2 protein-coding genes are annotated in these 2,293 nt (G+C 29.9%); both read right to left on the bottom strand.

The window, feature by feature from the left end:
* Nucleotides 1-676, bottom strand: a 676-nt coding sequence (locus AA089_RS22885; RefSeq protein WP_046759350.1) for a LytR/AlgR family response regulator transcription factor, incomplete at its 3' end; no start/stop codon positions are given.
* Nucleotides 673-2,130 carry a sensor histidine kinase gene (locus AA089_RS24020; RefSeq protein WP_082113479.1) on the bottom strand — a complete coding sequence of 486 codons (1,458 nt, stop codon included), beginning with the start codon at nt 2,128-2,130 and terminating at the stop codon, nt 673-675. The genes AA089_RS24020 and AA089_RS22885, both read right to left, overlap by 4 nt.
* Between the last annotated feature and the right edge of the window lie 163 nt (nt 2,131-2,293).

Raw genomic sequence — 2,293 nt, 5'->3', positions numbered from 1 at the left:
TGTTTAGTTTTATTTGCAAACGTGAGTTGGTGTAACTTTCCATACGTTCAATGAACGTTTTATGAATGGTGAATTTTCGATTTACTCTATAAAATAATTGCTTTGGCAAAACAGTTTCTAAATATGTTAACGAATAATCAATGGGAAAACATTGATTATTCGTTGTTTGTATAAAAGTTGTATTGTGTTCGCTGTAGAAACAGACAATTTCTGGCAGCTTGATAATTTTTATTCTTCGTCCAATCTTAACAGCAAAACTATTTTTTACGGATGTTTCCTTTGCATGCGTAATTAATTGTTGAATTTCTTCTATTCGATTAGAAACAGCATGAAAACTTTTGACTTTGGCAATTGCTTCTTGTAATTTTTCTGTTGTAATTGGTTTTAGTAAATACGCAATACTTTTATAGTTGAACGCTTGTAACGCATAGACATCATACGCTGTTGTAAATATGATATAACTTGTAATGTGAATTTCTTTAAAAATTTCAAACACCAATCCGTCACCTAATTGAATGTCCACAAAAAACACTTCTGGATGTTCATTACGACGTAACCATGAAATGGCTTGTTGTACCGAAGAAAGCTCTGCAACGACCTCAACATTTTCAGCAGTTAGTTTTCTAGTAAGTCTTCTACTCGATGGAATTTCATCTTCTATAAGTAATGCTTTCATGCGTCTTCCATGTTTAAAATTGGTAACTTTATGATGAATGAATTGCTAGTATCTTCAACAATTACTTCTTTTTCTGTTAGAAAAGCAAACCGTTTTTTAATATTATCAATTCCTGTTTTTTTAGTGTCTTCAGTAATTGATTTTAGTTGTTTTGTATTTTGTACAATTAGATATTCATCTTGTGTAGCAATAGTAATATGTAATGGTTTTACTTTTGAAACTTCATTGTGTTTAATGGTGTTTTCAATGACTTGCTGCAATGCTAACGGAATGATGTAATAGTTTGAATCTACGGTTTTGGGCAAGGTGTAATGAAATCCATTTTCATACCTATATTTTAACAATTCTAAATAATCTTTTGAGAATGAAAGTGCACTTTGTAACGATACCACATCTTCATCTTCCTGACGTAAAAAGTGTCTGTAAATATTTCCTAAAGATTCTGAGAAATGAACTGCTTTTGCTGGATTTTCCTCAATCAACGCGGTCAATACATTGATATTATTAAACAAAAAATGTGGACTCAACTGACGACGTAAATTTTCATACTTTTCGGTTTGTTTAACTATTTCTGCTTTAAAAGCTTTTTGCTCCGTAACACGTGTTTTATTGAAGTATAAAAATTGGTAGATTAAGACACAGAAAATTATATACAATGTATCATTAAAGTTTCCTAAAATAACATTCCAAAACGTAATACGTTGAAGTACTGCATCTAAATATCCATGAAATATTCCTAAGGTAATTAGCTTAAAAATTAGGGCAAATTGCATAATGATTGCAATTCCAATAATTGTGATTATGAATGCTGTAAAAAATGAAGCCTTTTTTTCTAAATATTTATGAAAAGAAAGTATTAAATACCAACAAATAACGGCAATAATGAAATTGCTAATCAAGTCAATAATTAAATTTAAGTTAGCTAAAGGAATATGTCTATAAGAAGGAATAAAAATGATAAATGAGTATATTATTGATAATCCAAAAGCATATAAAAGTACTTTTTTCAACATTGGAAGTGTATCCATATTAATTGTAGTGCGGCTCTCCTTTTTTAGATTGATGTTGTATTTTATGTAATGAATAACTCCTAAGAATAAGGAAACACTCCCAACTGGAATAAGGGTATCAAGAAACACATCAACTAAATTAGCTTTAGTACTGGGAACAGTAATTAGTAGAAGAATTGCAGAAATTATCATTGGAATTAACGTAATCCATAAGAAATAAGGAAAAGGTTTATGAATTTTGTTTTTGATACGCATCCATTCATTTGTAGCAAAAAATGAAAGAGTTAACATAAGAAAAACAATAAGTATTTCACCTAATTGTTCCATCAAATGATTCATCTGATCAAACTCACTAGCTGAATAGCTAAACAGAAATAGCGTCATAAATGCTGTTGAAAGAAGAATTCTTCCTAATACTGTACATATTCGTTTTGTTGTCATCATACTTGTTTTTAAATTTCAAGTATAAAAGTCAATAAAACAAATCTACTACCGAAAAAAATGATAGTGAGCTGTAGTTTGAAGTTAGTGAGTTGTTTTTTTAGGCTAGGTTTTTGGGTTGTTGGGTCTTGGGTATTGGGTCTTGGGTTTTGGGTTTTGGGTTTTG

It is taken from the genome of Kordia jejudonensis (assembly GCF_001005315.1).
GTDB lineage: Bacteria > Bacteroidota > Bacteroidia > Flavobacteriales > Flavobacteriaceae > Kordia > Kordia jejudonensis.
The sequence above is the reverse complement of the archived record's forward strand: the minus strand, read 5'-3'. Positions and strand labels throughout refer to the sequence as shown.